This is a genomic window from Yersinia sp. IP36721 (assembly GCF_003634395.1).
Lineage (GTDB): Bacteria > Pseudomonadota > Gammaproteobacteria > Enterobacterales > Enterobacteriaceae > Yersinia > Yersinia entomophaga.
The window spans coordinates 1-393 of sequence record NZ_QCZL01000097.1; the positions used below are offsets into that span (position 1 = coordinate 1).

The window sequence follows — 393 nt, forward strand, 5'->3', positions numbered from 1 at the left end:
CGTAGGGGAACCTGCGGTTGGATCACCTCCTTACCTAATGATACGCATTGCGTAGTGTCCACACAGATTGTCTGATAATAGTAATGAGCAAGAGCACCTGTTGATGTCGTGAGTTTCGACTCATGATGACACGAGAAACGATTAAGTTTTTGATTTAGTCGGAATTTCCTGTGTCCCCATCGTCTAGAGGCCTAGGACACCGCCCTTTCACGGCGGTAACAGGGGTTCGAATCCCCTTGGGGACGCCATCCGATAATGAGTGAAAGACATTATCAACTGAATATCTTAAAGATGACTTTAACGAGTCGTGTTTAAGATATTGCTCTTTAACAATCTGGAACAAGCTGAAAATTGAAACACTGCAGCTAAAACTTGTCTCTCCGTAGATTTACC

General features: G+C 44.0%; 1 tRNA gene. It reads left to right on the forward strand.

Annotation, left to right across the window (positions count from 1 at the left end):
• Positions 1-172 precede the first annotated feature (172 nt).
• Positions 173-248, forward strand: a tRNA-Glu gene (locus tag DBA33_RS20495).
• Positions 249-393: the final 145 nt, after the last annotated feature.